The 25,992-nt window shown below is 73.0% G+C and carries 21 protein-coding genes; 10 read left to right on the top strand and 11 right to left on the bottom strand.

Annotated elements, in window-relative coordinates; translation table 11 throughout:
• Nucleotides 1–6 precede the first annotated feature (6 nt).
• Complete coding sequence (locus tag ACFQO7_RS01345) at nt 7–912, top strand: carbohydrate ABC transporter permease (protein WP_376804601.1); 906 nt, start codon at nt 7–9, stop codon at nt 910–912.
• Between the two features lie 12 nt (nt 913–924).
• Nucleotides 925–1,791 carry a carbohydrate ABC transporter permease gene (locus ACFQO7_RS01340; protein WP_376804600.1) on the top strand — a complete coding sequence of 289 codons (867 nt, stop codon included), beginning with the start codon at nt 925–927 and terminating at the stop codon, nt 1,789–1,791.
• Nucleotides 1,792–1,891: 100 nt separating this feature from the next.
• Here the strand turns inward: ACFQO7_RS01340 and ACFQO7_RS01335 are convergent, their stop codons facing one another.
• Nucleotides 1,892–2,539 (bottom strand): class I SAM-dependent DNA methyltransferase, encoded by a 648-nt coding sequence (locus ACFQO7_RS01335; RefSeq protein WP_376804599.1) that lies wholly within the window; start codon nt 2,537–2,539, stop codon nt 1,892–1,894.
• A gap of 66 nt (nt 2,540–2,605) precedes the next feature.
• On the opposite strand from ACFQO7_RS01335, the gene ACFQO7_RS01330 reads away from it, so the two are divergent.
• Nucleotides 2,606–4,267, top strand: coding sequence for a bifunctional 3'-5' exonuclease/DNA polymerase (locus ACFQO7_RS01330; RefSeq protein ID WP_376804704.1), 1,662 nt, complete (start codon nt 2,606–2,608; stop codon nt 4,265–4,267).
• 3 nt (nt 4,268–4,270) lie between these two features.
• Here the strand turns inward: ACFQO7_RS01330 and ACFQO7_RS01325 are convergent, their stop codons facing one another.
• The 4 genes from ACFQO7_RS01325 to ACFQO7_RS01310 all read right to left on the bottom strand — a co-directional run bounded on the left by ACFQO7_RS01325 (nt 4,271) and on the right by ACFQO7_RS01310 (nt 9,338).
• Entirely contained in the window at nt 4,271–5,083 is an 813-nt protein-coding gene (locus tag ACFQO7_RS01325) for a metal-dependent hydrolase (RefSeq protein ID WP_376804598.1), read from the bottom strand.
• A gap of 121 nt (nt 5,084–5,204) precedes the next feature.
• Entirely contained in the window at nt 5,205–6,968 is a 1,764-nt protein-coding gene (locus ACFQO7_RS01320) for a M91 family zinc metallopeptidase (protein WP_376804597.1), read from the bottom strand.
• Between the two features lie 79 nt (nt 6,969–7,047).
• Nucleotides 7,048–7,359 carry a hypothetical protein gene (locus tag ACFQO7_RS01315; protein ID WP_376804596.1) on the bottom strand — a complete coding sequence of 104 codons (312 nt, stop codon included), beginning with the start codon at nt 7,357–7,359 and terminating at the stop codon, nt 7,048–7,050.
• A 68-nt stretch (nt 7,360–7,427) separates the two neighbouring features.
• Nucleotides 7,428–9,338, bottom strand: a complete 1,911-nt coding sequence (locus tag ACFQO7_RS01310) for an anthranilate synthase family protein (RefSeq protein ID WP_376804595.1) — start codon at nt 9,336–9,338, stop codon at nt 7,428–7,430.
• Nucleotides 9,339–9,645: 307 nt separating this feature from the next.
• On the opposite strand from ACFQO7_RS01310, the gene ACFQO7_RS01305 reads away from it, so the two are divergent.
• Nucleotides 9,646–10,992: an ATP-binding protein gene (locus tag ACFQO7_RS01305; RefSeq protein WP_376804594.1), complete on the top strand. Its 1,347-nt coding sequence runs from the start codon at nt 9,646–9,648 to the stop codon at nt 10,990–10,992.
• Nucleotides 10,989–11,417: a roadblock/LC7 domain-containing protein gene (locus ACFQO7_RS01300; protein WP_203694514.1), complete on the top strand. Its 429-nt coding sequence runs from the start codon at nt 10,989–10,991 to the stop codon at nt 11,415–11,417. The genes ACFQO7_RS01305 and ACFQO7_RS01300 overlap by 4 nt, the downstream gene beginning before the upstream one ends.
• Before the next feature lie 43 nt (nt 11,418–11,460).
• On the opposite strand, the gene ACFQO7_RS01295 is transcribed toward ACFQO7_RS01300, so the two are convergent.
• Nucleotides 11,461–12,912, bottom strand: a complete 1,452-nt coding sequence (locus ACFQO7_RS01295) for a serine/threonine-protein kinase (RefSeq protein WP_376804593.1) — start codon at nt 12,910–12,912, stop codon at nt 11,461–11,463.
• An 88-nt stretch (nt 12,913–13,000) separates the two neighbouring features.
• Here ACFQO7_RS01295 and ACFQO7_RS01290 point away from each other — a divergent pair, with 88 nt between their 5' ends.
• The 3 genes from ACFQO7_RS01290 to ACFQO7_RS01280 all read left to right on the top strand — a co-directional run bounded on the left by ACFQO7_RS01290 (nt 13,001) and on the right by ACFQO7_RS01280 (nt 17,253).
• Complete coding sequence (locus tag ACFQO7_RS01290; protein WP_376804592.1) at nt 13,001–14,365, top strand: mannosyltransferase family protein; 1,365 nt, start codon at nt 13,001–13,003, stop codon at nt 14,363–14,365.
• A 64-nt stretch (nt 14,366–14,429) separates the two neighbouring features.
• On the top strand, nt 14,430–15,077 hold the full coding sequence (locus ACFQO7_RS01285) for an HAD family hydrolase (protein WP_376804591.1): 648 nt from the start codon (nt 14,430–14,432) through the stop codon (nt 15,075–15,077).
• Between the two features lie 268 nt (nt 15,078–15,345).
• Nucleotides 15,346–17,253, top strand: a complete 1,908-nt coding sequence (locus ACFQO7_RS01280) for a multicopper oxidase family protein (protein ID WP_376804590.1) — start codon at nt 15,346–15,348, stop codon at nt 17,251–17,253.
• Nucleotides 17,254–17,295: 42 nt separating this feature from the next.
• Here the strand turns inward: ACFQO7_RS01280 and ACFQO7_RS01275 are convergent, their stop codons facing one another.
• The 4 genes from ACFQO7_RS01275 to hrpB all read right to left on the bottom strand — a co-directional run bounded on the left by ACFQO7_RS01275 (nt 17,296) and on the right by hrpB (nt 22,490).
• A complete protein-coding gene (locus ACFQO7_RS01275) occupies nt 17,296–18,405 on the bottom strand; it encodes a magnesium and cobalt transport protein CorA (RefSeq protein WP_376804589.1) in 1,110 nt (369 codons plus the stop codon).
• Between the two features lie 39 nt (nt 18,406–18,444).
• Nucleotides 18,445–18,969 (bottom strand): GNAT family N-acetyltransferase, encoded by a 525-nt coding sequence (locus ACFQO7_RS01270; protein ID WP_376804588.1) that lies wholly within the window; start codon nt 18,967–18,969, stop codon nt 18,445–18,447.
• Complete coding sequence (locus tag ACFQO7_RS01265; protein WP_376804587.1) at nt 18,966–19,865, bottom strand: NAD(+)/NADH kinase; 900 nt, start codon at nt 19,863–19,865, stop codon at nt 18,966–18,968. The genes ACFQO7_RS01270 and ACFQO7_RS01265 overlap by 4 nt, the downstream gene beginning before the upstream one ends.
• Before the next feature lie 78 nt (nt 19,866–19,943).
• Entirely contained in the window at nt 19,944–22,490 is a 2,547-nt protein-coding gene (hrpB, locus tag ACFQO7_RS01260) for an ATP-dependent helicase HrpB (RefSeq protein WP_376804586.1), read from the bottom strand.
• A gap of 85 nt (nt 22,491–22,575) precedes the next feature.
• Between hrpB and ACFQO7_RS01255 the strand changes: the two genes are divergently transcribed.
• Both ACFQO7_RS01255 and ACFQO7_RS01250 read left to right on the top strand, forming a co-directional pair.
• Entirely contained in the window at nt 22,576–23,049 is a 474-nt protein-coding gene (locus tag ACFQO7_RS01255; protein WP_376804585.1) for an RNA polymerase sigma factor, read from the top strand.
• Nucleotides 23,039–24,472, top strand: coding sequence for an outer membrane protein assembly factor BamB family protein (locus ACFQO7_RS01250; RefSeq protein WP_376804584.1), 1,434 nt, complete (start codon nt 23,039–23,041; stop codon nt 24,470–24,472). The genes ACFQO7_RS01255 and ACFQO7_RS01250 overlap by 11 nt, the downstream gene beginning before the upstream one ends.
• Before the next feature lie 52 nt (nt 24,473–24,524).
• Here the strand turns inward: ACFQO7_RS01250 and ACFQO7_RS01245 are convergent, their stop codons facing one another.
• A complete protein-coding gene (locus tag ACFQO7_RS01245; RefSeq protein ID WP_376804583.1) occupies nt 24,525–25,940 on the bottom strand; it encodes a hypothetical protein in 1,416 nt (471 codons plus the stop codon).
• Nucleotides 25,941–25,992: the final 52 nt, after the last annotated feature.

The raw sequence follows: 25,992 nt of genomic DNA, 5'->3' as shown, positions 1-25,992 counted from the left end.
TTGATCATGCGGCAAGGTAAATACCCGTTCGTCATCGGGTTCCTGATCGCCCCACTCGCCCTGTACGGCATGTTCGTCCTGCGCCCGATCGCCGCGGCGGTCCAGGTGTCCATGACGAACTGGAGCGGTCTGTCCCCGGATTTCGATTTCGTCGGCCTGGAGAACTTCCAGAAGCTCCTCGACGACGACAAGGTATGGCTGGCGGCGAAGCACCACGTCTTCCTGTTGGTCACCTTGCCGGTGATCACGATCGCCCTCGCCCTGTTCTTCGCGTTCCTGTTGAACATGGGCGGGGGCACCCGCGGCGGCGTCATGACCGGGGTCTGGGGGTCGAAGTTCTACCGGGTGGTGTTCTTCCTCCCCCAGGTCCTGGCCGTGGTCATCGTCGGCGTCATCTTCGGCCGGGTGTACGCCCCGGACGGCAGCGGCATCCTGAACCGCTTCCTCGAGCTGTTCGGCGTGGACGCGGTGCAGTTCATGGCCGAGTACGGCCTATGGTCGATCCTCGGCGTGCTGGTCTGGCAGGCAGTCGGCTTCTACGTGGTGCTGTTCGCGGCAGGCATGTCGAGCATCCCCGCCGAGATCTACGAGGCGGCCGTGATGGACGGCGCCAGCCGGGTCACCATCTTCTTCCGGGTCACCATCCCGCTGCTGATGGAGACCGTGAAGGTCGCCTGGGTGTACCTGGGCATCCTGGCCATGGACGCGTTCGCGCTGGTGATGGTGCTCTCCATCGACGAGGGCGGCCCGGACGGGGCCACCACCGTGCTGCCGGTGCAGATCTACAAGTCGGGCATCCGGGAGTCGGACTACGGCTACGCGTCGGCGCTCGGCGTGGCGCTGGCCGTCTTCACCATCATCTTCGCGGTGCTGTCCCTGCGGGGCGGCAAGCGCAACGCGGTCGAGCACTGAGCGGGGTCTGTCGTGGCAAACAAGTCTGAGAAGCGCTCCAGCGCCGGCGTCCTGAACAAGCTGTCCCACGTCGCGCTGGCCGTCTGGGCGATCCTGATCATCTACCCGCTGATCTTCACGTTCCTGGCCGCGTTCAAGAACAACACCGAGATCTTCATCGGCAACCCGTTCGCGCTGCCGAGCCACTGGGACTTCAACTCGTTCGCCCGCGCCTGGACCGAGGCGAAGGTCGGCACGTACTTCCTGAACAGCCTGATCGTGGTGACCTGCTCGACGTTCGGCACCATGCTGCTGGGCGCGATGGCCGCCTACGTGCTGGCCCGCTACGAGTTCGTCGGCAACCGGATCATCTACTTCCTGTTCGTCGCCGGCCTGGCCTTCCCGGTCTACCTGGCCCTCACCCCGCTCTACATCGTGGTGCAGGAGCTGGGCCTGCTCGGCACGCACACCGGCCTGATCCTGGTGTACATCGCCTACTCGCTGCCGTTCACCGTCTTCTTCCTGGCCGCGTTCTTCAAGACGCTCCCGAACGCGGTCGCCGAAGCGGCGATGATCGACGGCGCCTCGCACACCAAGCTGTTCTTCCGGGTCATGATGCCCATGGCCAAGCCCGGCCTGATCAGCATCACGATCTTCAACATCATCGGCCAGTGGAACCAGTACGTCCTGCCGGTCTCGCTGCTCCCCGGTGGCGCCGAGGGCCAGGAGAAGTGGCTGCTCACCCAGGGCATCGCCAACATCTCCACTGCCGCCGGCTACCAGGCCGACTGGCCCGCCCTCTTCGCCGCCCTCTCCATCGCGATCATCCCCATGATCGTCGTCTACACCATCTTCCAGCGCCAGATCCAGTCCGGCCTCACCGCCGGCGCCGTGAAGTAACCCCGCACCACCCCGTTCTTCGCTCCAAGATCGCGACGATCTTGCGCGAGTGGCCCCTGACGCGTCCGCGTGGGGGTCACCCACGCAAGATCGTCGCTTTTCAGTAGGGGCGGGCGACGGTGCAGTAGGCGTAGAGGTGGGTTTGGGGTTGGGCGTCGACGGTGGGCAGGGCGGGTTCCCAGAGGTCGGTGACCAGGTCTTCGACGGTGAAGCCGTGGCGGTTGAGGAGGTGGCGGAGGTCATCGCGGGGGTACGCGGTGAGGGGGACTCGGGTGCCCAGGAAATCCCTCATCAGGTGGTCGGAGTCGCCTTCGACCATGCCGATGGCGAAGTAGCCGGTGGGGTCGAGGACGTGGTGGATGTCCTCCAGGGCCTTGTCTATGTCGGCGCGGGAGAGCATGAGCAGGGAGAAGAAGGCGACGACGGCGTCGAAGCGCTGCTGGGTGGGGTGCAGGCCGTCCAGGTCGAAGAGGTCGCGTTCGACGAAGATCGCCTCGGGGACGGTGTGGCGGGCGAGTTCGAGCATGACCGGTGAGGTGTCGATGCCGACGACGTGGCAGCCGCCGTCGATGAGCTGGCGGGCGGTGGGCGTGCCCGAGCCGCAGCCGACGTCCAGGACGAGCGGGTGTTCGCGGTCGGCGAGGCGGTCCAGCAGCCAGCGGCCCGCGGCGAGCTGGCCGGGGCGGTCCGCGAAGGCTTCGCTGTAGGTCGCGCCGATCCGGTCGAACACGGGCCTGGATTCGGTCATGACTTCTATATAGCCGTCCGTCGGCGTGGCTGGAGCCGATTCGGGATGTCTGCCCCGACCAGCACAATGGGCGGCGTGGCGGTGATCGCGGTGGTGGCGGACGGCAGCGGCGGGGGGCTGCTGCGGTCGCTGGACGCCGCGGGTGGGCCGAGCGGGCCCGTGGAGGCCGTGGAAGATCTCGCTGCCGCTGTCGTCGATCGGGAGCAGGCGGGCGGGCCGCGGTGGCTGTGGGGGTCTACGGAGCAGGTGTACGGGCCGCTGCTGGCGGCGGGGGTGCGGGTGCGGCGGTGCCACGACGTCGAGCTGGCCGAGACGCTGCTGCTGGGGTACGCGGGGCGGTACGGCGAGCCGCGGTCGGCGGCGGCGGCGTACGCGCGGCTGGTCGGGGCGCCGGTGCCCGCCGATCATGCGGCCCGTCCGGCCCAGCCGCCCGGGGATCTGCAGGGCACCCTGTTCGGGGACGCGCCCGCCCCGGTGGCCGTGCCGGACGGCGTGGACCCGCTGGACGCGCTGGCGGCGGTGTACCGCGACCAGCTCGCCCGGACCGCGGCCGTCGAGCACCCGGCGCGGATGCGGCTGCTGGTGGCGGCCGAGTCGGCGAGCGCGCTGATCGCGGCCGAGATGGGGCACGTCGGTCTGCCCTGGCAGGCCCGCGCCCATGACGAGATCCTGGTCGGGCTGCTCGGGGAGCCGTCGCCGGTGGGCGGGCCGCCGCGGCGGCTGGCCGAGCTGTCGGGGCGGATCGCCGAGCTGTTGAACGCCCCCGGGCTGCACCCGGACTCGCCCGCCGAGCTGCGCAAGGCGCTGCGCCGGGCCGGGATCGAGGTGCCGAACACCCGGTCCTGGGTGCTGAAGGCGGTCGACCACCCGGTCATCGAGGTGCTGCTGGAGTACAAGGAGCTCTACCGGATCTGGACCGCGCACGGCTGGAGCTGGCGGGAGCAGTGGGTGCGGGAGGGGCGCTTCCGGCCCGCGTACGTGCCGGGCGGGGTGGTCACCGGGCGCTGGGCGACCCGGGGCGGGGGAGCGCTGCAGATCCCCAAGGCGGTGCGCGGCGCGGCCCGCGCCGAACCCGGCCGGCGGCTGGTCGTCGCCGACGCGGGGCAGCTGGAGCCGCGCATTCTCGCCGCGGTGTCCGGTGACGCCGGACTGGCCCGTGCCGCGGCAGCCGGGGACCTCTACGCCGTGCTGGCCGCCGAGGCGTTCAAGGGCGACCGTGCCGCCGCGAAGCTGGCCCTGCTGGGCGCGATGTACGGGCAGACCGGCGGCGCGGCCGCTCCCGCGATCGCGGCGCTGCGCAGCAGCTACCCGAAGGCCTGGGCGTACGTCGAGGCGGCCGCCCGCACCGGGGAGACCGGCGGCCTGGTGCGCTCCTGGCTGGGCCGCACCTGCCCGCCGTCGTCGCTGGAGTCGTCGTGGGCCGACGAGGGCGCGTCGGGCCGCTCGCGGGGCCGCTTCACCCGCAACTTCGTCATCCAGGCCACCGCCGCCGAGTGGGCCGCGTCGCTGCTGGCCACGCTGCGCGCCCGGCTCTGGGACACCAGCGCCGAGCTGGTCTTCTTCCAGCACGACGAGGTCATCGTGCACTGCTTGGAAGAAGACGCCGACCTTGTCGTGGCCGCCCTGGAGGCCGGCGCCAAAGCGACGGGCGAGCTGCTGTTCGGCAGCTCGCCCGTGCGGTTCCCGCTCACGGTCGCCGTCGTGGACTCCTACGGCGACGCGAAGTGACGGTCAGAGTTCGATGTCGAAGCGCTTGAGCAGCGCGGGGGCCAGCAGGCCGGCACCCGCGACCAGCGAGATGATGGTGAAGACGGTGCGCAGCACGGTCGTCTCCACCTTGCTGCCGGCCTCGATCGCGAAGGTGTCCGGCAGGCCGATCATGCGCCACATGCGCCGACCGGTCGGGATCGGCCACAGGATCGGCACCCCGGCCCGGGTCACGATGTCGCCCATCAGGTGCACGATGCAGCCGACCCCCACCGCCAGGCCGATCATCGGGTACCCGCGGTTCTCGCTGGGCAGGAAGTTGAACGCGAAGTAGGCAGCGGCTCCCGAGGTGATCGTCACGATGACCCAGCCGGCCCGGTCGGCCCACTTGTCGAACAGGCCGCGCAGCGCGAAGCCGAACATGAAGAACAGGATGCCGATCACGGCCCACCGACCGTACCGGGTGCACAGCCAGATCGAGCCGAAGCCCATCAGCGCCGCGAACGGCAGCGTGTGGGTCAGCGTGCGGTGGCCGTTGTGCCGGTCGGGATCCTTGCTCAACTTGGTGGCCGTGTACACGCCGACCGAGATCTTCTCGATGACCTCGGCGACGAACAGCGAGGCCACGCCGAAGCTGCGGGAGACGGTCGAGCCGCCCTGGCCCTTGGTCACCTTGCCGGACATGTCCAGATCAGGCAGTAGTGCCCCACCCGCGCACACCGCGGCGCCGACGGCGATCGTGGTGGCCGACTGGGGGTAGTCGAAGAACTGCGCGGCCACCCAGGACCCGGCCAGCCACGTGGCCGCGCCGGACAGCGCGTGCTGTGGACCCATCATGATTACTGTTCCTCCCCTGACCACCACAACGTCGCGTTGCGATCAACGCGCGCACACTGTGTCAAACTATGGCGTCCGGATGCAATCGGCTGGACCTCCATAGCAGACGGTGGCGGCGGGGTCACGCACGGCGGCGCGGCGTGCCGTATGTTTGCCTGCCGGATACGCCCAGCTCATCGCGCAGCGCGTTCTCCGTCAGCGGGTACGGGTGATACGGGTCCAGCCGTTCCGGTGTTGTCGGATCCCCGTCATCGTCGATCGGCAGGCCGACGGCCGCCCGTTCCCGGTCGGGCACCGGCACCCAGCCTGAGCCGTTCCACATCACGTCATCGCGCGAGCCCGCCCCGGTGCGCTGGTGGCCGGCCAGGTCGTCCCAGACGTGCGCCAGTTCGTGATACAGCACCACGACCGGCGGCGCGTCGCCGGGCAGCCCCTGGAAACCCGGCTCGTATCCGATGACGTGCCGGTCGGTGTCGCCGGGCGCGACGCCCGCGAAGCCGTTGGCCGTGCCGAACGGCAGCTCCCTGACCTCCAGCGTGTCCGGCCCGTCGCCGGGCAGCCAGCCGTCGCCGGCGGCCAGGGCCGTGTCCAGCTCGGCCAGCATGCGGCGGCCGGTCGGCGAGGCGCGCAGCAGGTCCAGATCGGATTCGATCCGCTCGGCGAAGTCCGGCGAGCCGGTGACCGTGATCCCGCCGCCGGGCGTCACCTGCGGCGCGACATGCGAGAACTCGGCGTCGCCCGCCGGGTCGGCCAGGTCGCGGTAGGCGCGGTCGACCCCGGCCGCGCCGTCGAGCCGGTCCGCGCCCGCACCGCCGACCAGCACGTCGTCGCCGTCGCCGCCGATGACCAGGTCGTCGCCGCGCCCACCGGACAGGTGGTCCCGGCCCGTGCCGCCGCGCAGCGTGTCGTCACCGCTCAGGCCGTACACGGTGTCGTCGCCGAGCCCGCCGTCGGCCGTGTCGGCTCCCGCCCCGGCGTCGAGGTAGTCCCGGCCGTCGCCGCCCAGCAGCAGGTCGTCGCCGTCCCGGCCGAGCAGGGTGTCCGCGCCGTCCGCGCCGTGCAGCAGGTCTCCGCCGTCGACGAGGTCGTCGCCCGCCCCGGCGAGCACCGTCACCGCTGCCGCGACCGCGGGCTCGATCCGCACCCGGTCGTCGCCGGCACCGGTGCGCAGCACCAGCCGCCCGTCCGGCACCGCGGCCACCGTCACCCCGCCGACCAGCACCAGCGGCTGCCCGAAGGCGTCGACGGTGACCAGCACGTCGTCGCCGTTCGCGCCGGTGTTCACCAGTGTCACGCCGTCGGCGCGCACCACGACCGTCTCCGACGGCTCCGGCGTCGGCGGCTCGGCGGCGGGCGGGAACATGGCTGCCAGCCGATGCCAGCCCGCCGTGGCGGCGGCCAGCGCGGCTTCGGCCTGCCGGGTCGCCGAAGCGAGGTCGCCACGCAGGTCGGCCGCTTCGCCCGCGGCCGCGTGCACCCGTGCCGCGTGCGCCGGTCCCTGCGCGAAGAACAGCACTCGCTCCGCGCCGCCCTGGCAGGGCACCACCGCGGCGACCCGGGCCAGCGACTCGTCCAGGTGCCGCTGCACCGAAGACAGCCGCCCGGCCAGCGCCTCGAGCGCGGTGGCCGACCGCAGTGCCAGGTCGGCCGCGAGCGCTGCGCCTCGAACCAGGTTCCTGCGGCGATCCTCGAAGGCGGCGGCGTCCGCGCCGCTCCACCCGGCGCTCGCGGCGGTGGACTCGGCCAGCCCGTCGGCGGTCTGCCCGGCCGTCGCGGCGCAGGACCGCCAGCGCGTCGCGGCGGCCAGCAGCGGCGTCTGGTGCACGGTCAGCGACCACAGCGGCGGTAACGCCATCACGAGGACCGGCGGCGCGTCCGGCTTCATCGGGCACCCGTGCGCGGGTTCCGCGCATCGGCTCGGGCGGCGCACGGTTCGGCACACCGTCCCGGGTGCATGTGGCGCGTCACCACATGCCCCTCGGGTGGGCGGGTTCGTGCAGGCGGTCGAGGTTCGCGGCGGTCTGCTCCTCGGCGCGCCGGTGGGTGGCCGCGACGAGCAGCAGCCGGTCGGCGTCGGTGAGCAGGCCGTCGGCGAGCGCCGTGAGCGCGGCGGTCGCCGCGCGCACCGCGGCCAGGTGGGCCGTGGCGACGCCGGTGTCCATTCCGGACGGACGCTCCGGCGGCGGTGGCTGCGTCCGGTGCAGGGCTGTGGCCAGGGATTCCAGGTCCGCCGCGAGCCGCAGGGTCCGCGCGGGATCACTCGTCAGCTGTGTCACGCCATCGAGAGTGGCAGCGCGTGAGGGGCGGCACAACGCCCCTCACGCGATCTGTGGATAACTCTGCCTCAGGCGACCCCGGCGGGGGTGAAGATGCCGGTCACCAGCTCGGTGAGCAGCTCCGGACCGTGTTCGGTGAGCACCGACTCGGGGTGGAACTGCACCCCGGCGAAGCCCGGCCCGCGCAGCGCGTGCACGAATCCGGTGCCGTCCTCGATGGACAGTTGCAGGTCGCCGTACGCCGTCGGCATGGTGGGGGCGGGGGCGACCGCGGTGAAGGTGGAGTAGAAGCCCACCCGGCGGGTCACCCCGAACAGGTCGATGTCGCACGGCAGGCCCTGGTAGGGCACGTCGCGGCGGTGCATCGGCAGGCCGAGGCGGCGGCTGAGCACCTGATGGCCCAGGCACACGCCGAGCAGCGGCGCGCGGCGGGACAGCCGCTCCTCGACGACCCGGCCCAGCGTCGCCACGCGCGGGTCGCTGTCGTCGGCCGGGTCGCCGGGGCCCGGCCCGGCCACGACGAGGTCGTACGAGCTGAGCCCGCCCAGGGCCGTGGTGGGCTGGACGGTGACCCGCATCCCCAGCGAGCGCAGCACGTGCCCGAGCATGCCGGTGAAGGTGTCCTCCGCGTCGACGATCAGCGCGGTGCGGCCCACCAGCGGCCCGGTCACCGGCTCGGGGGCGCGCTCGGCCAGCCAGAACCGGGACAGCCGCTCGTTGCGGGCCAGCAGCGTGGCGCGTACCGCCGGGTCGGCGGCCAGCTCCTTGATGTCGGCGTCGGAGTGCGCGGCCGGCGCGGTGCGCAGGCCGAGCGCGGTGAGCACGCCGCCCGCCTTGGCGTGGGTCTCGGCGACCTCACCGTCCGGGGTGGAGTCGCGCACCAGCGTCGCGCCCGCCTTGACGGCGATGGTCCCGTCGGCGGCGATGTCGGCGCAGCGGAACAGGATCGGCGCGTCCAGGGTCTGCCTGCCGTCGGCGTCGCGGCCGAGCAGCGCCAGCACCCCGGCGTAGTAGGCGCGGCCGGTGGTCTCGTAGCGGGCGATGACACGGGCGGCGTTCTCGATCGGGCTGCCGGTCAGCGTCGGGGCGAACATCGTCTCCCGCAGCACGTCGCGCACGTCCAGGTCGGTGCGGCCGGCCAGCAGGTACTCGGTGTGGGTGAGGTGCGTCATGTGCTTGAGGTAGGGCCCGAGCACCTGGCCGCCCCGCTGGGCGACCACGGCCATCATCTTGAGCTCCTCGTCGAGCACCATGGACAGCTCGTTGATCTCCTTGCGGTCGCTGAGGAAGCCCAGCAGCGTCTCCCGCCCGTCCAGGCCGGGCGCGAGGTCGCGGTGGCGCAGCGTGCCGGAGATCGGGTTCATCATCACCAGGCCGTCGTCGACGCTGACGTGCCGTTCCGGTGACGCGCCGACCAGCGTGCGGCCCTGCTCACCCGGGATGTGCACGAGGAACGACCAGTACACGCCGCGCTCGCCGGAGATCAGGCGGCGCAGCGCGCCCCCGGCGAGCAGGCGCGGGTCGGCGTCGGTGCGGGCGCGGGCGGTGCGGTGGATGACGAAGTTGGACCCGGCGCCGTGGCCGATCTCGTCGCGCAGCACCGCGGCGACCAGTTCCCGGTAGGCGGCGTCGTCGATGTCGAAGCCGAGGTCGGTGACGTCCGGCACGGTGTCCGGCAGCGCGGCGAGGGCCTCGTCGAGCGGGATGCGGTCGTACGACTCGACGGTCAGGCAGGCCAGCGGGGTGCCGTCGTCGATGCGGTCGAAGCCGCGTTCGGCGAGCTGCCGGTAGGGCACCAGAGCGAGGGTGCGGGGTCCGGCCTCGTCGCCGTCCGCGTGCTCGGGCAGGGGGATGTCGGCCAGCCGTGCCACGGTGGACAGCGGACCTCGCAGCACCTCGAGGTGCTCGGAACCTTCGCGTCGGAGCAGCGCGAACGGGCCCGGGTCGGGCGCGCCGAGCAGATCGTGGAGCAGGTTCATCGATGGTCTCCCGGTTCGGGTGGCCGTGCGCCGGGCGACCGATAAAGCAAAGGCCGCCTCGTCGAGGCGGCCGCGGTGTGGGTTTGCCTACCCGCGTGTGTCGATGGCCGCCGGTCGGGCGCGCCACCACAGGTTGCGGTTGGAAGTCATGGCGGTAACCGTACCGGCGTCGCGCGCGACTGTCCAGAAGCCTCACCGGGTGGGGTGTCACATTCGCGCTCACCTATCCACTTTTCATTGTGTGACGGGTAACATACCGCGAGTCACCAATGGTGGCAGTGGTTCAGCCGAGGCAGGGGAGGGGCCGGTGGCGGACGACACGCGCGGCCAGCGGGCGGGTTCCCGTCTCGCGGTCGCGGTCACGCTGCCGACGGCAGCCTTCGCGGTGGCCGCCGGCGCGCTGCTGGCCTGGGCCGTGGCCGATGCGCTGAGCTGGCGAGAGCTGGTGGAGCTCCGGATCGACGGCGCCGCGCACGCCGAGGACGTCGCCTGGCGCTGGGTGGGCGTGCTCGGGGTCGGCGCGGTGCTGGTCCTGGCGGCGCTGATCCGGGGTGCGCTCGCCGCTCGCCGGGAACTGCTGGCCGCCGTCGACCGACTGCGGCGGGACGCGCTCGCGCTGGCCGAGGACGTGCCGGTGACCTTCGAGCGGCTGCGTGCCGGTGACGGTGAGGACACCGGCGAGGACGTGCCCGCGCCACCGGCCGGTGACGCGGACGAGTTCGTCGCGGCGGGGGCGGCTCTGGCGCAGGCCCGCCGCAGCGTCGTCACGCTCGCGCTGCGGCAGGCCCGCTCCCGGCGTACCGTCAACGGGATCTTCACGAATCTGGCCCGGCGCTCGCAGATCCTGGTGGAGCGGCAGCTGCGCCTGCTCGACGACATGGAGCGCGACGAGCGCGACCCCGACCGGCTGGCGGCCCTGTTCAAGCTGGACCACCTGGCCGCCCGGCTGCGCCGCAACGACGAGAACCTGCTGGTGCTCGCCGGGGCGGAGCCGCGCCGGCGGTGGCGCGAGGGCGTGCCGCTCGCGGCGCTGGTGCTGGCCGCGCTCTCCGAGATCGAGCAGTACGAGCGGGTCCGCGCCGACGTCGACGACTCGCTGCACATCGCCGGGCACGCCGCCGCGGACATCGGCCATCTGCTCGCCGAGCTGCTGGACAACGCCGCGGCCTTCTCCGCCCCGCACACGGCGGTGCGGGTGAGCGCGCACGCCCGGCCGGACGGGGCCCTGGTCGAGATCGTCGACGAGGGCATCGGCCTCAGCGAGCGGGCGCTGGCCGAGGCGAACGCGCTGCTGGCCGTGCCCGCCGAGGTCGACGTGGCGGTCAGCGAGCGGATGGGCCTGGTGGTGGTGAGCCATCTCGCGGCCCGGCACGGGGTGCGGGTGGGTCTGTCACTGTGCCCGGGTGGCGGCGTGCGCGCCGCCGTCGAGCTGCCGACCGCACTGCTTGCCGAGCCCGCGGCCCCGCCGGAGCCGCCCGCCGCGGCACCGGAGCGCCCGGCCACCGTTGAAACGCCGCGCGTTCCACAACGTCGGCGCGAGCCCGACCCGGCGGCCACGGCCGCCACGCTGACCCGGCTGTACGAGGGAGTACGGCGCGGCCAGGCCGGAGACGGCGCGGGGACGCCGCCGGACGACATCAAGGGGGAGCCATGACCACTGCGACGCTCAGCAAACCGGCCCAGGATCTCAACTGGCTGGTGGCCGGATTCGCCGACCGGGTGCCGGGGGCCCGCCACGCCGTCGTGGCGTCCTCGGACGGGCTGGTGGTCGCGGTCTCCGCGGACCTCGACCGGGCCACCGCCGACCAGCTGGCCGCGGTCACCTCCGGGCTGATCGGCATCGCCGGGTGCGTGGCGCAGCTGTCCGACGGCGACGAGGTGCGCCAGACGGTGATCGAGATGGGGCGGGGCTATTACCTCACCATGGCGATCCGGGACGGCTCGGTGCTGGCGGTGGTCGCCGACGGCGACGCCGACCTGGGCGTGGTCGGCTTCGAGATGGCGCGGCTGGCCAAGCAGACCGGGGAGATCCTCACCCCGGCGCTGCGGGCCGAGCTGCAGCGCGCACTGCCGCGCTGAGCACGGCGCGGCGCCCGGGCACCGGGCGCCGCCGCGATGTGGCTCAGCTGTTGCGCTTGGCGAGCTCTTCCAGCTCGTCGAGCAGCTTCTGCACCGGTTCGTACGCCTCCTTGGCGTCGTCCTCGGCGTCGGCGGCCCAGCCCTCGACCTTCTTCTGCAGGTTCTCGGCCCGCTTGCGCGCCTCTGCCCAGTCGCCCTGGAGCATCTTCGTGGAGATGTTCTTGAGCCCGTTCGTCAGCTCCGTCCGCTGCTTCGGAGTGATCACCTCGGTGTCGCGCAGCTTCTGCACGGCGTCGTTGAGGTCCGACAGCAGCTGCACCGCCTGGAACGGGCCACCCCGCTCAGGGGTGGGGCTGGGCTTGGGGGCCGCCGTGGTCCGGGCGGGCCGGTTCGGCGACTTGGTCGGGGTGGCGCTGGCGTCGAGCGGTTCGCGCAGTGCCGACATGATCATGAGTACGCCGCTGATCAGGATGATCGCCATCACCAGCATCACCGCGAGCAGAGGTTTGCGGCTGCGCTTGACCCGCACCGGCGGCGTCGGCCGGGCCTTCGGTGCGGCCTGCACCCGGGTCGCCGGGGCGGGCACCCGGGCCGCGCCGGCGATCGCGCCGCCGGTGGGCGCGAGCAGCGTCGGGCTGGGCCCGGCGACGGCGGTCGTCGGGGCGGACGCGGTCGGCACGGACAGGCCGCCCAGGGCGTGGGCCAGGTCGGCGGCCCGCGGGCGGCGGGCGGGGGAGGGGTCCACCGCGGCCGCGATCAGGGCGGTGATCGCCGGCGGCACCCCCGGCAGGGCGGGCAGCGGCCGCGGGCGGGCGTGCTCGGCCTCGAACTGCTCCCAGGACTCGATGCCGTTGCGGCGGCGGCCGGTCACCATCTCGATGAGCAGGACCCCGAGGGCGTACACGTCGGCGGCCGGATCGGCGGCCTTCTGGCGCAGCCGCTCCGGGGCCGCGTACGCGGGGGTGCCGATGACCAGCACGCCGGTCGCGTCGGGCAGGCCGGTCATCGCCGCGATGCCGAAGTCGAGCACCTTCGCGCCGGTAGCGGTGATCATGATGTTGCCCGGCTTGACGTCGCGGTGCACCACGTCCCGGGCGTGCGCGGCGGCCAGCGCCCCGGCGACCTGCGCGCCGATCGTGGCGGCCCGCGCCCAGCCCAGCGGCCCGCGGGCCATCAGCTCGGCCAGCGACTCGCCGGTGAGCAGTTCCATGACCAGGTACGGCTCGACGTGGCCGTCGGGGAAGGTGACCTCGCCGAAGTCGTGCACGGCGGTGATGTGCGGGTGGGTGAGCTGCGCCGCCGAGCGGGCCTCGCGCAGCGCCCCGGCGCGCAGGGCCGGGTCGGCGGCGGTCGGGCCGGCGAGCACCTTCACCGCCACCGGGCGGCCCAGCACGAGGTCGTGGGCCTGCCAGACCTCCGCCATGCCGCCGCTGCCGATGCGGCGGTCGAGCAGGTAGCGGTCGTGCAGCTTCAGACCGGGGGTGAAGGCGGACATGGTGGACAACCGTACCGTGTCTCAGCCACCGGTGACACCGAACGCAGGGCACCGTGAGTTCCGTCGCCCGCGACTACTATTCCTGCCTATGTCTGACTCCCCCGGACCAGGGCTCGTCCCGGTGCGCCGCCGCCCCGCGGACGCGCCTGGCGACACGGCTCTCCCTGCCGACGAAGTGACCGATTCGCCCGCTTCGTCGACCGAGGACGGGTCGGACGAGGCTGAGCCGACCCGAGGCCGGGTGGTCTGGCAACGGTGGCGGCCCTCGGTGGTCACCGGGTTCACGACCTGGGCCGCCGCGCTGCTGGCGTACTTCCTGGTCACGGCCGTGGCCTGGCTGCCGACCGAGGGGCTGGAGAGCAAGGCCGGGCCGGTCCCGTCGACGTTCGGGCAGCTGCTCCAGTCGTGGAACCACTGGGACACCGTCTGGTACGTGATCATCGCGGACTCCGGGTACGAGGCCGACTCGCGCAGCACCGCGTTCTTCCCGCTGTTCCCGATGGCGATGCGGGCGGCGAACCCGCTGCTGCCCGGGGGCGCGTTCGAGGCGGGCATCATCGTCAGCGCGCTGGCCTGCCTGGTCGCGCTGATCCTGGTGCACCGGCTGGCCACCGAGATGATCGGGGCCGAGGACGCCCGGCGCACCACGGTCTACCTGCTCGCCTTCCCGACCGCGTTCTACCTGGTGGCCGCGTACAACGAGTCGCTGTTCGTGGCGCTGGCGCTGGCGTCGCTGTACAACATGCGCCGTGGGCGCTGGTGGTGGGCGGCGATGTTCGCCGGGTACGCCAGCGCCACCCGGATGGCGGGCGTCATGCTCGGCGCGGCGTTCGTTTACGAATACCTGCGCCGGCGCGGTTTCTCGTTCCGGTCGCAGCGGCGCTACGGGCGGATCCTGCCGTGGCCGGCCGGGTTCCGCCTCGACCGCGATGCCCTGGCCGTGCTGCTGATCCCCGCGGGGCTGGGCGCGTACATGCTCTACTGCCAGTCGACCTTCGGCAACGCGCTGCAGTTCCTGGACGCGCAGAAGGCCTGGTTCCGGGAGGGGTTCACCCCGCCGTGGACCGTCATCGGCGACGTCGTCGCGCTGATCAGCAGCAGCGACTCGATCTACCACCCCGACGCGATCCGCAACATCGTCAACCTGACCACGGCCCTGGCCGTGCTCGTGCTGCTGGTGCTGGCCCTGGTCGGCCCGTGGAAGCTCGGCGCGGACCACGCGTACCTGGTGGTCTTCGCGGCGATCATCATTTTGATGCCGCTGTCGAACCCCATCCACATGCACTACCCGCTCAGCTCGACCTGGCGCTACGCGCTGGAGTGCACAGTCGCCTTCATGGTGCTGGCGAGAATGGGCCGCAACGTGCACTTCGACAGGGTGTACACCACCGTGATGCTGGCATTGCAAGGCGCAATGATCATCGTCTTCGTGCAGAACAACTTCGTAGCTTAGGTCGCCGGTGGGACGGGGTTGTGGGGGTGCGGGACACGGCTGAACCGGGCTGTAGGGTCCAGCCGTGATCGATTCGGTGGATCTTGTCATTTTCGACTGCGACGGCGTGCTGGTGGACTCGGAGACCATCGCCATCCGGGTGGCCTCGCAGATGCTGGCCGAGCTGGGCTGGCCGCTGACCGACGACGAGATCGTGGAGAACTTCGTGGGCCGCTCGGCGGCCTCGATGGTGCCGGTGATCGAGCAGAAGCTGGGCCGGCCGCTGCCGCAGTGGCCGGAGATGTTCGTCGCGCGCCAGCTCGCCGCGCACGAGGCGGGCCTGGTGCCAGTGCCCGGCATCGTCGAGGCGCTCAATGCGATCACGCTGCCGACCTGTGTGGCCTCCAGCGGGCGGCACGACAAGATGCGCAACACGCTCGGCATCACCGGCCTCTACGAGCGCTTCGAGGGCCGCATCTTCTCGGCCACCGAGGTCGCCAACGGCAAGCCCGCGCCGGACCTGTTCCTGCACGCCGCCGCGCGCATGGGCGCGGACCCGGCGCGCTGCGTCGTGGTCGAGGACAGCCGTCCCGGCGTGCAGGCCGCGCGGGCGGCGGGCATGCGGGTGCTGGCGTACGCCGGGGGAGTGACCCCGGCCGATTGGCTCACCGGTCCGGACACCGTGGTGTTCCACGACATGCGCAAGCTCCCCGACCTGCTCAGGATCCGGTAGCAGGGCGACCTCGATGACGGTGAGGTTCCGCTACCACAACGCGAGCAACAACTGGTACTGGGTGATCGACGACCTGCGTGTGAGCTGACCGCCGCGCGTCCCGGTCCGGCGGTGCGCCCGCCGGACCGGGCCGTCCACGGCTCGTGTCCCAAGGTCGATTGAGTCGTTCCTCCTGGCAGGCGCCGCACGGGGGCGGCGTCTCGCGGGGTGCCCGACGCTCCGCCGCAGCTTCGTGAACGCCGCGCGGGGGCGGCGGAGGGTGTACGACATGGTGGACCGCAGGCGGATTCTTCAGGCGACGGCGGCCGCGGGTGCCGCCACGGTGATCTCCCAGCGTGCCGGCTGGGCCTGGGCGGTGGGACAGGGCCGGGCGGGCACGCTCGACCCGGCGAAGATCCGCAAATACGTGACGCCGCTGGCGGTGCCGTCGGTGATGCCGCCCGCGTTTCGGGAGGAGGGCGGCATCGCCCGCTACCTGATCGGGGTGCGCCAGTTCCGGCAGCAGATCCTGCCGTCGAACCTGCCGCAGACCACGGTGTGGGGCTACGGGGACGTGTCGAAGCCGCGCAGCTTCCGCACGCCGTCGGACACCATCGAGGCGCGGGTGGACCGGCCGGTGCGGGTGACCTGGGTCAACGACCTGGTCGACTCGTACGGTGACTTCCGCCCGCACCTGCTGCCGGTGGACCCGACGCTGCACTGGGCGAACCCGCCGGGCGGCGACGCCGGGCGCGACACCCGGCCCACGTTCACCTCGACGCCGGGGCCGTACCGGGGGCCGGTGCCGATCGTCACGCACCTGCACGGCGGCCACTCCCACGAGGAGAGCGACGGCTACCCGGAGGCCTGGTACCTGCCGAAGGCGCGCAACATCCCGGCCGGCTACGCGACCGTGGGCACGTTCTACGACGAGTTCGGGGCGGAGTTCGAGCAGCGCTACGGGGCGGCGGCCTGGCAGCCGGGCACGGCGACGTTCCAGTACACCAACGACCAGCGCGCCTCGACCCTGTGGTACCACGACCACGCGCTCGGCGTGACCCGCGTCAACGTGTACGCCGGACTCGCGGGCTTCTACCTCCTGCGCGGCGGCAAGGGCGACCTGCCCAAGGGAGTGCTGCCAGGGCCGGCGCCGCAGCTCGGCGACAAGCCGGGCACGCGCTACTACGAGATCCCGGTGGTGGTGCAGGACCGCTCGTTCAACGCCGACGGATCGCTGTTCTACCCGGCCAGCCGGGCGTTCGCCGACGACGCGGGCCCGTACATCCCGGAGGGCCCGTTCCCGCCGATCTGGAACCCGGAGTTCTTCGCCAACACCATCATGGTCAACGGCAACACCTGGCCGGAGCTGGAGGTCGAGCCGCGTCGCTACCGGCTGCGCTTCCTCAACGGCTGCAACGGTCGCGTCCTGATCATGAAGGTGGCCACGGACCCGCTCGCGCCGCGCCCGGCCCCGGTCGCCCTGCCGATCTGGCAGATCGGCAACGACGGCGGTTTCCTGCCCAAGCCGGCCAAGCTCCAGCAGCTGCTGATGGGCCCGGCCGAGCGCGCCGACGTCATCCTCGACTTCACCGGCCAGCGTGAAGGCACCGAGTTCTACCTCATCAACGAGGGGCCGGACGAGCCCTACAACGGCACCTTCAACCCGTCCGACCCGGCCACCACCGGCCAGGTCATGCGCTTCACCGTCGGGCGGCTCACCGGCAAGGACCGCAGCACCCCGCCCGAGGACCTCGACCTGCCCTGGATCAAGCCGATCGGCCGGGCCGACAACACCCGGCAGCTGTCGCTGGACGAGGAACTGGGCCACGACCAGTCCATCGAGCTGATGCTCGGCACGGTCGGCCCCGACGGCCACGCGATGCCGATGCACTGGGACCACCCGATCACCGAGGACCCGAAGCTCAACGCCACCGAGATCTGGGAGCTGCACAACTTCAGCCAGGACGCCCACCCGATCCACCTGCACCTGGTGCAGTTCGAGATCCTCGGCCGGGGCGTGGACGGCAAGCAGCCGCCGGAGCCGGGCGAGCGCGGCACCAAGGACACCGTGATCGCGCTGCCGGGCGAGATCACCCGGATCAAGGCCACGTTCGACCTGGCCGGCCAGTACGTGTGGCACTGCCACCTGCTGGAGCACGAGGACAACGAGATGATGCGGCCCTACCGGGTCGGCTGAGCGGAAGGCCGGGGCGGTGCGTGACGCGCCGCCCCGGCCCCGTCACAGCCAGCCGGAGCGGCGGAAGGCGCGGTGCATCAGGGCCGCCACGGTGAACATCAGCCCCACCACGATGAGGTAGCCGTACTTCCAGTGCAGCTCGGGCATGTAGTCGAAGTTCATGCCGTAGATGCCGGCGATCGCGGTCTGCGCGGCGGCGATGGCGGCCCAGGCGGCGATCTTGCGCATGTCGTTGTTCTGGTCGACGGACAGCTGCGCCAGGCGCGCCTGCAGGATCGAGTTGAGCAGGTCGTCGTACGCGACGATGCGCTCCACCGTCCGCAGCAGATGGTCGTTGACGTCGCGGAAGTAGCGCCGGATCTCCTTGGGCAGCCCTTCCTTGTCGTCGATCAGCGCCGCCAGCGGGTGCTGCAGCGGGGCGACCGCCCGCTTGAACTCCATCAGCTCCCGCTTGAGCTGGTAGATCTGCGCCGCCCGGTTCTGCGACTGGGGCGCGAAGACGTGGTCCTCCAGCTCGTCGATGTCGTTCTCGAACGCCACCGCGACTTCCAGGTACGAGTCGACCATGCGGTCGGCCACGGCGTGCGCCACCGCCCACGGGCCTTGCGCCATCCGGTCCGGCCGCCGTTCCAGGTCGGCGCGCACCGGTCCGAGCGGCCCCGCGGGACCGTGCCGCACCGTGATCACGTAGCCGTCGCCGATGAACAGCACCACGGAGCCGGTCTCCACCACCTCGCAGGTCTCGGTCAGCGCCGAGTGCTCCACGTACCGGGTGGTGCGCAGCACGAACAGGGTCACGTCGGCGAAGTGCTCGATCTTGGGGCGCTGGCGGCGCGTGGTCGCCGCCTCCACCGCCAGCTCGTCCAGGCCGAACCGTTTGGCGATGGGGGCGAAGTCGGCCTCGCTCGGCTCGTGCAGGCCCAGCCAGAGGAAGGAGCCGGGCGTCTGCCGCACGGTCGCCAGGCCGTCGTCGTAGTCGCACGCACCCGGCCGGCGACGGCCGTCCACGTACACCGCGCAGTCGATGACGGTCCCGCCCGGTGCGGCGTCGTCGCCGGAGTCCGCCGGGCCGGTCGGCCGGATCCGGGAGGCGGCCTTGCGCAGCGGCGCGGTCCACGCCCAGGCGACGCCTGCCTGCTGCTCGTCGCTCACGATCACCTCCGGTCCGGTCCTCGTGGCGATCTTAGTCGGCTACAGCCGGAGGAACGGTTCCGCGTAGGTGAACACTCCCCGCACCGCCGGGTCGTACCCGGTCAGCGGCCGGGCCTGGAAGTGCACGCCCCACTCGGCCTCGGGGGCGAGCACGCCGAACTGCTCGGCCTGCCGGAAGCCGAACCGGCCGTAGTAGCCGGGATCGCCGAGCAACACCACCAGCGGCTCGCCGAGCGCGTCGGCGGCGCCCAGCACCGCGTGCATCAGCGCGCTGCCCACCCCGGACCGCTGCTGGTCGGGCCGCACGCTGAGCGGCCCGAGGCCCAGGGCCGGGGTGTCGCCGACACGGCCCCTGGTGCACACCACGTGCCCGACGACCTCGCCGCCGACCTCGGCGACCAGCGACAGTTCCGGCAGCCAGCCCGCGTCGGCGCGCAGCTGGTCGACCAGTCCCGGTTCAGGGGCCGGGCCGGGCGCGTACAACGGCCCGAACGCGGCCTCGGTGACCGAGCGGATGACGTCGACGTCGGCGGGTGTCTCGCGGCGGATCAGCACGCCGCTCATGGTGCCGTATGCGACAGCGGCGCGCCCGCGGGCCCGTCGACCTCGGCGCTGCCGCGTACCTGGAGCTTGCGCCGGGCCCGCTCGTAGAACGTGGTCAGCCCGAGCCGCACCACCCGGGCGGCGTCGGCGAGCGCGGTGATCGCCAGCCGGTCGCCCGGCGTCACGTGCCCGTCGACGCGGCCGTCGACCTCGACCGCGAGCCGGCCGCTGTTCTCCAGCACCTGCAGCGCGAGCGCCTCGTCGGCGGAGAGCACCAGCGCGCGGTTGAAGCTGGAGTGCGCGGCGGCGGCCGTCACCAGCACGGCGCGTACGGTGGGCGAGACGATCGGGCCGCCGCTGGAGAAGGCGTACGCCGTCGAGCCGGTCGGTGTGGCCACGATGACCGCGTCGGCGGCATAGCGTACGAACGCGTGCCCCTCGACGGTGATGGCCACCCCGGCCAGGCCGTCACCGGGGATGCGGCACAGCGCGATGTCGTTGAACGCGGTGACCTCGTGGCCGCCGGGCAGCGTGGTGCGCACCGCGAGCCGCGACTCCACCGAGTAGTGCTGGTTGTCGATCGCGGACAGCGCCGCGGGCAGCCCGTCCACGTCGATCTCCGGCAGGAAGCCGAGCCGGCCGAGGTTGACCCCGAGCACCGGCGTGGTCCGGCCCGCGCCCAGCCGCATGGTGCGCAGCATCGTGCCGTCACCGCCCAGGCTCACCAGCAGGCTGGACCGCTCCGCCAGCTCATGCGGGTCGACGGCGACCGCACCGCAGAAGATCCGGTCCACCTCGTCGGGCAGCCCGAGCACGGTGACGTCGCGGCGGCGCGCCCAGTCCATGATGGTGTCGATCGCGGGCACGGAGTCACGCTGCGGATGCAGCACCAGACCCACCGTGTGTACGAGGCCCACGCTGCCACTCTACGGTCCAACCCGCTTTCCCCGAGCCACATCGCCGCGCGCTGCCTCGCGATCAAGGGCGGGGAGCGGTCAGCGGTTGCGGGGTTGTAGGCGGCGGGTCGGCTCGGCGGTGGTCGGGTCCTCCGGCCACGGGTGGCGCGGGTAGCGGCCGCGCAGCTCCGCGCGGACCTGCGGGTAGCCGTTGCGCCAGAACGAGACCAGGTCACCGGTCACCGCGGCGGGCCGCCCGGCCGGGGACAGCAGGTGCAGCACGACGGGCACCCGCCCCCCGGCCAGTCGGGGGGTCTGCGTCCAGCCGAACGCCTCCTGCACCTTCACCGCCAGCACCGGCGCGGCCGGGTCGGCGTAGTCGATCCGGATCCGGGACCCGCTGGGCACCTCCAGCCGTTCCGGGGCGAGCTGGTCGAGTTGGGCCGCCTGCGCCCAGGGCAGCAGGGTGCGCAGCGCGGCGGCGACGTCGACGCGCTGCAGGTCGTCGCGGCGGCGGGCGGTGTGCAGGGCCCCGCCCAGCCACTGCCCGGCGTCGGCCAGCAGGGACGCGTCGTCCACCGCGGGCCACGGCTCGCCGAGCGCGTGCGCGAGGAACGCCAGACGCGCGCGCAGCGCGGTCGCCTCGGGCGTCCAGCGCAGCAGCCGCAGACCCTCCCGGCGCAGGCCCTCGGCCAGCGCCTGTGCGACGAGTTCGCGGTCGGGCCGGTCGAGCGGGCGCTCCGCCAGCACGATCGCGCCCAGCCTGGTCACCTGCCGGGCCACCACGTCCCCGTCGGACCAGGCGATCTCCTCGCCTGTGACCAGCAGCGGAGCCGCGGCCTGGCGCGCCGTCGCCTCGTCGGTCGCGGCGGCCAGCCGGATCCGGGCCGAGCTGCTGCCCGGCTGCCGGTCCGCGACGGCCACCGCCAGCCAGGGCACCCCGGTCAGCGGCGAGCCCGGCGGCAGCTCGGCCGCGGTGCCCCCGGCCATCAGGTAGGTCCGGCTGCCCGCGCCCCGGACCCGCGCGACCCGTTCCGGGTAGGCCAGCCCGACCACCAGCGCACCGGGCAGGTCGTCCGGCATCCGCCCCGAGCCGTCCCGACGGGTCGCGCCGCTCGCCCGGCCCGGCTCGGCGTCGGCGGAGTCGGTGCTGCGCACGTTGCCGGTCAGGCGGCGGACTTCGGTGCGCCAGGCGGCGCTCGCGGCCGCGTCGGCGCCGTCGCGCAGCCGCCGCCAGGCCGCGGCCAGGTCGTCGGTGCTGATCGGGGTGTCCGCGCCGAGGAGGGCGACGACCTCGGCGGCACGGTACGGGCCGAGGTCGGCGGCGTGGTCGAGCATCGCGCGGGCCAGGCGCGGGTGCGCGCCGACGCCCGCGATGGCCCGGCCGCGCGCGGTGACCCGGCCGTCGCCGTCCAGCGCGCCGATCGCGGTCAGCGTCCCGGTGGCCACCGTCGAGGCGGGCGCGGGCGGCTGGTCGAGCAGGGCCAGGCTCGCGCCGACCGCACTGGACCAGCAGGCCAGCTGCAGCACGAACGAGGTCAGGTCGGCTGAGGCGATCTCGGGGTCGGGGTGCTCGGGCAGCCGCTCGTGCTCGGCCTGCGACCAGCACCGGTAGACGACACCGGGGCCCTCGCGCCCGGCCCGCCCGGCCCGCTGGTGCGCCGAGGCCCGCGAGGCCCGGACCGTGACCAGCGAACCCAGCCCGCGGCCCAGGTCGGTACGCGGCATCCGGGCCAGGCCGGCGTCGACGACCACCCGTACCCCCGGCACGGTCAGGCTGCTCTCGGCGACCGCGGTCGCCAGCACCACGCGGCGGCGAGGTCCCGGCCGCAGCGCGGCGTCCTGGGTGCCCGCGGCCTGGCGGCCGTGCAGGGTGAGCAGGTCCACCTCGGCGCGCAGGCCCGCCAGCCGCCCGGCGACACCTTCGATCTCGCCGGCGCCGGGCAGGAACACCAGCAGGTCGCCGTCGGCCCCGCGCAGGGCTTCCCGGATCACGGCCGCGACATGGTCGAGCAGGCGCGGGTCGACGCGCAGCCCGTAGGGCGCGTCCACCGGGCCGGTCGGCGGACGCCAGCGGACCTCGATGGGATACGGCGTGCCCGAGGCGGTCACCACGGGAGTGTCCGGGCCCAGCGCGGTGGCCAGGCGTTCTGCCTGCGCGGTCGCGGACGCGGCGACCAGCCGCAGGTCGGGGCGCAGCGCGGCGCGTACGTCGGCCGTGAAGGCCAGCGCCAGATCGGAGTCGAGCTGGCGCTCGTGCACCTCGTCGAGCAGGATCGCGCCGACCCCGGCCAGCTCCGGGTCGTGCTGCAGCCGCTGCACGAGCAGGCCGGTGGTCACCACCTCGACCCTGGTCGCGGCGCTGGTGCGGCTGTCGCCGCGCACGCTGTACCCGACGGGCCCGCCCAGCGGCGTGCCGGTCAGTTCGGCCATCCTCCGGGCGGCAGCGCGGGCGGCGACCCGGCGTGGCTCGGCGACGATCACCCGGCCGGTGACCTCGCCCGCCAGCGCCAGTGGCGCGAGCGTGGTCTTGCCCGATCCCGGCGGCGCGACCAGCACCGCCGCCCCGTGCCCGGTCAGCGCCGCCAGTAGCGTGGGTAGCGCCTCCCGTACGGGCAGGTCGGTTTCGGCCGCGTCGGACAACACCCGCCCAGTCTGCCGGACGGGCCCTTCCGAAAGCCCGGCGGTGCCGCAACCTGGCGCGGGCCCGGCCCGTGTTCCAGAGGTGACAGTGTCAGATTTCGAGGCGTTCTACCGCGGCACCGCCCCGCGGCTGATGCGCTTCGCGTACGGCCTCACGGGTGGCCTGGCCGAGGCGCAGGACTTCACCCAGGAGGCGTACGCCCGTGCCTGGCAGCGCTGGGCGTCCCTGCAGCGCTACGACAACCCCGAGGCGTGGCTGCGGCTGGTGGTGACCCGGCTGGCCACCGACTGGTGGCGGCGGCTGACCGTGCGCCGCTCCACCGGCCTGCCCGACCCCCCGAACGTGCCGCCCCCCGACGAGGAGCTGATGACCGTCGTCGCGGCCCTCAAGACCCTGCCCATCGACCAGCGCCGGGTGCTGGCGATGCACTACCTGCTCGACCAGCCCGTGGCGGAGATCGCCGTGGAGCTGTCGGTGCCGGTCAACACCGTCAAGTCCTGGCTCGCCCGCGGGCGGGCCGGGCTCGCCACCGCCCTGGGGGAGCGCAGCCATGTCAACTGAGCTGGAACGCTTCTACACGAGGCTCGCCGACCGGGTGGACGCGGTGCCGCCACCGGAGCTGTCCGCGGTGCGCGCCCGAGCGGCCCAGCGCCGCCGTCGCTCCTTCGGCGGCCTGCTCGCCGCCGGGGCCGTCGTCGTCGCCGCGCTGTTCGGCGCGCAGGCCGTGCTGGCTCCAGCCGCCACGCCGGTACGCCCGGTGCTGCCCATGTTGCCCGCCGGGACGGACTTCGTCCCGTTCGACGGCACGGTCGCGCCGGTCATCCGGTACGCGTCGCCGGCCCGGTTCGGCATGACCGCCACCCTGGGCGAGCGCTCGTACGCCATGTGGATGGCCGAGGACGGCACCGAGTGGGTCGGCGCGGTCGATCTGATCGCGGGCAAGGAGCTGTGGCCCGCGCTGTCGCTGGGCAAGTTCGGCGACACCAACGGCTTCGAGGTGTCCGCCGGGGCGATCCTCCTGCTCACCGAGCAGGGCTTCGACAACCCGCTGATCAAGGACGGGAGTGACACGATCATCGCGGTCGACCCGGCCACCGGAAAGATCATGTGGACGCTGCCGTACTCCTTCAACGACACCGACCGGGTTCTGTACGACGACACGCTCGTGATCACCTGGGTCCAGCGCGGCGTGACCGAGGCACTCGACCTGCGTACCGGCAAGGCGCGGTGGACGGCAACCGACCGGGTCGCCCAGTCGGGCACCAACGCGATGCGCGCCATGGACGAGTTCCACACGGTCGGCGGCCTGATCAGCGGGGTGCCCGCGGACCGGCGCGTCGTGCTGCACCTCGCCGACGGGCGGGTGCAGGTGCGCGACGTGACCAGCGGAAAGGTCGAACGGGAACTCGCCGCACCGGTGCTGTCAGCCGGCCCGGACCTGCTCCGGCAGGAGACGGTGGTCGACGGCGTGCTGTACCAGTTCGCCGGGGGCAGGGCCGGCACACTGCGGCTCGACGGGTCGGCCGCGGCGGGCGAGGCCGCGTTCCAGGCGGATCCGGCCGGGTCCTGGCCGTCGCCGTGCGGCCGGGGCGGCGTGTTCTGCGTCATCACCGACGACACCGGCGACAGCGCCAAGCTGAGGGCCTTCGACGCGAACTCGGGCGCGACGGTATGGCAGCGCGACCTGACGACCGGCGCGCGCGGTGTGCTGTCGGCGCAGGCGGGACTGCTCGCCACGGGGGAGCGGTCCGTGGTCCTCGCGCTCGACGGCGCCCCGCTGGCCGAGCTGGACGGCCAGGCGATGTGGATCGAGTCGGGCAACCTGCTAGTCATCGGCCAGGCCGGCGTCTCCGGCCACCAGCTCGCCACCGGGGAGAACGTCGCACTAGGGCAGCTCGCCGTCACCGGCTACTGCTCGGCGAACGCGACCACGCTGACCTGCCCGACCAAGGACGGGATCGGCGTCTACCGGTACGCCCGCTGAGACGGCGCGGCGCCCCCGTCCGGACCGGACGGGGGCGCCGCATCAATCCTGATCAGGGACGGATGAAGGCGATCATCGGCGTGGTCGTCGCGACCTGCAGCATCAGCGCCGCTGCGACCACGGCGAACGGCCACACCCGGGGCGAGCGGGCGCACACCCAGGCCACCGGGATCATCAGGAACACCGCCAGGAAGATCCAGAGCCGGGTGGTCTCGCCGCGGTTGATGCCGACCAGGTCGAGAAAGGCCAGCACGGCCAGCCCCGACAGGGTCAGCGCGGCGATCGGGCGGGTCACGCCGCGGCGCACCGCGTCCCAGGCGGCGTACCCGACCAGCACGGCCGCCGCGATCCCGGCGCAGAGCGCGAAGTCGCCGAGGTTGCGCACCACCCAGACGTCGTACGGCCGCAGCGCGCGCTCGTTGAAGTCGTGCGCGTCGGCCAGCACCCAGGCCAGGTTGACGAACAGGTCGTACCCGAACACCAGCCGCATGCCCAGGTACGCGGCGGCGAACGCGGCCAGCGTCAGCGACACCAGTTTGAGCAGCCCGACCCAGTCCAGCCGCCGCCGGTACAGCGCCAGCACGGCCAGCGCGGCGAAGGTCAGCCCCATGACCAGCGGCAGCGGCTCGAAGAAGAACACCAGGTAGAGCGACGCGCCCAGCCCCACCGCCCAGCCCCAGTGCGCGTGCCGCAGGTAACGGGTGAACAGCCACAGCGACAGCAGGATCGGCACCGGCGAGACCGCGTTGAGGATCGGCAGGAAGTACAGCCGACCCGGCACCAGCAGGCACAGGATCAGCGCGAACAGCGCCACCCGGCGGTCGTCGAGCACCTCGCGCACCAGCAGGTACACCAGCAGCGCGGCCAGGCTGGACACCGCGGTGATCGCGATGCCGAGCGCCGCCGGGTTCGTGGTGAGGGTGCCGAGCAGGTGGTAGAACAGCGTCTTGCCGGGCATGTTCGAGCGCGCGTGCTGCGGCAGGTCGTGCACGATGTCCTGGAAGCGGGTCAGGTAGTCGTACGCGGTGAAGCGCAGCGACGGCGTGTAGAACGAGTTCGCCCGGTCGCTGGCGACGATCGCGCCCAGCGACACCTCGTCGGCGGCGCGCACGACCAGTTGCAGCGGCACCGCGGCGGCCAGCCACATGCCCACCACGAGCCGCTCCCGGCGCTGCCCGAGCCGGTGGGTCAGCCACAGCAGCGCCAGCAGTGCGGCCAGGCTGCCGGCGAACGGCAGCAGCATTTCCCAGGAGAACCAGCCGACGTACCGGTAGCGCCAGGCTCCCGCCCGCGAGCCCGCGGGCAGCATCCGCATCGCGGCCAGCACCGCGGCGGCGACGGTCAGCCCGGCTCCGGCGAGCACGGCGATCGCGACCGGGCGCGGCGTCCGGCCCGCGACGGGAACCGGCCCGGGTTCCGGCACGGCCGGGCGGGTCCGTTCGGCGGTGAGCAGCGAGCCGTCGTGCACGATCGATCCCCTTCGGCGGCGGTCAGGTGTCCCGGCCCGGAGCACGCGGGGG

Source organism: Catellatospora aurea (assembly GCF_042663325.1).
GTDB classification, from domain to species: domain Bacteria; phylum Actinomycetota; class Actinomycetes; order Mycobacteriales; family Micromonosporaceae; genus Catellatospora; species Catellatospora aurea.
This window is presented reverse-complemented; position numbering and strand designations above follow the sequence as displayed.

What these genes read in the sequence shown, in the direction of transcription:
- ACFQO7_RS01320 (WP_376804597.1), bottom strand. Translation starts at nt 6,968, where the DNA reads ATGAAGCCGGACGCGCCGCCGGTCCTCGTGATGGCGTTACCGCCGCTG.
- ACFQO7_RS01300 (WP_203694514.1), top strand. Translation starts at nt 10,989, where the DNA reads ATGACCACTGCGACGCTCAGCAAACCGGCCCAGGATCTCAACTGGCTG.
- ACFQO7_RS01330 (WP_376804704.1), top strand. Translation starts at nt 2,606, where the DNA reads ATGGGCGGCGTGGCGGTGATCGCGGTGGTGGCGGACGGCAGCGGCGGG.
- ACFQO7_RS01335 (WP_376804599.1), bottom strand. Translation starts at nt 2,539, where the DNA reads ATGACCGAATCCAGGCCCGTGTTCGACCGGATCGGCGCGACCTACAGC.
- ACFQO7_RS01280 (WP_376804590.1), top strand. Translation starts at nt 15,346, where the DNA reads ATGGTGGACCGCAGGCGGATTCTTCAGGCGACGGCGGCCGCGGGTGCC.
- ACFQO7_RS01325 (WP_376804598.1), bottom strand. Translation starts at nt 5,083, where the DNA reads ATGATGGGTCCACAGCACGCGCTGTCCGGCGCGGCCACGTGGCTGGCC.
- ACFQO7_RS01295 (WP_376804593.1), bottom strand. Translation starts at nt 12,912, where the DNA reads ATGTCCGCCTTCACCCCCGGTCTGAAGCTGCACGACCGCTACCTGCTC.
- ACFQO7_RS01250 (WP_376804584.1), top strand. Translation starts at nt 23,039, where the DNA reads ATGTCAACTGAGCTGGAACGCTTCTACACGAGGCTCGCCGACCGGGTG.
- ACFQO7_RS01290 (WP_376804592.1), top strand. Translation starts at nt 13,001, where the DNA reads ATGTCTGACTCCCCCGGACCAGGGCTCGTCCCGGTGCGCCGCCGCCCC.
- ACFQO7_RS01345 (WP_376804601.1), top strand. Translation starts at nt 7, where the DNA reads ATGCGGCAAGGTAAATACCCGTTCGTCATCGGGTTCCTGATCGCCCCA.
- ACFQO7_RS01310 (WP_376804595.1), bottom strand. Translation starts at nt 9,338, where the DNA reads ATGAACCTGCTCCACGATCTGCTCGGCGCGCCCGACCCGGGCCCGTTC.
- ACFQO7_RS01270 (WP_376804588.1), bottom strand. Translation starts at nt 18,969, where the DNA reads ATGAGCGGCGTGCTGATCCGCCGCGAGACACCCGCCGACGTCGACGTC.